The sequence below is a fragment of the Alteromonas sp. BMJM2 genome (genome assembly GCF_027257845.1).
GTDB lineage: Bacteria > Pseudomonadota > Gammaproteobacteria > Enterobacterales > Alteromonadaceae > Alteromonas.
Window position 1 is genome coordinate 1 of record NZ_JAPVOT010000064.1, and the last position, 580, is coordinate 580.

1 protein-coding gene is annotated in these 580 nt (G+C 44.8%); it reads left to right on the top strand.

Going from position 1 to position 580, the window contains the following annotated elements; translation table 11 throughout:
* Positions 1–23: 23 nt before the first annotated feature.
* The gene (locus O9X84_RS19570) at positions 24–461 is read left to right on the top strand and encodes a hypothetical protein (RefSeq protein ID WP_269521322.1); all 438 of its coding nucleotides are present in this window, start codon (positions 24–26) and stop codon (positions 459–461) included.
* The last annotated feature ends 119 nt before the right edge of the window (positions 462–580 follow it).

Below are 580 nucleotides of genomic sequence, written 5' to 3' on the forward strand. Positions count from 1 at the left end.
GTTATGTGCCAAAAGGAATTTGAATGCACAAGAATAATCAACTAATAATCGCTGGCAGTTTAAGCATCTTGGCTGCATTACTCCATATTAGTTGCATTTTCGGCGGTCCTGACTGGTATCTCTTTTTTGGTGCTGGTCAACGTATGGCTCAACTCGCTGCTCAGGGCGACCCGTACCCCACGATCGCAACTTTGGCTATTGCTTCAATTCTTACTGGCTGGGGCTTATATGCTTTTTCTGGTGCAGGCATCATCGTCAAATTACCACTACTAAAAAGCTGTTTAGTTTTAATCACAGCCATCTATTTGCTGCGTGGTATCGCAGGCTTAGTTGGTCCATTTCTCACTTCAGACCCTGTGGTACATCAAAATTCAATAACCTTTTGGTTAGTAAGCTCAATTATATGCTGTATTTATGGTACGTTTTATTTATTGGGCACAGTAAAGTTATGGCGGCAGTAGAAAGTGTGCAGGCACATAACAAAAAAATTAAGTTCGCCCGCTGCGCGGGCTGGGACGCATACACGCAGGGCGGCTTCGCCAGTATGCCCTGCGCGCCTGCGCCCCTTATTTAAAAGTTA

Excerpts from the sequence above, each read along its gene's own strand:
- O9X84_RS19570 (WP_269521322.1), top strand. The coding sequence starts at position 24 with ATGCACAAGAATAATCAACTAATAATCGCTGGCAGTTTAAGCATCTTG.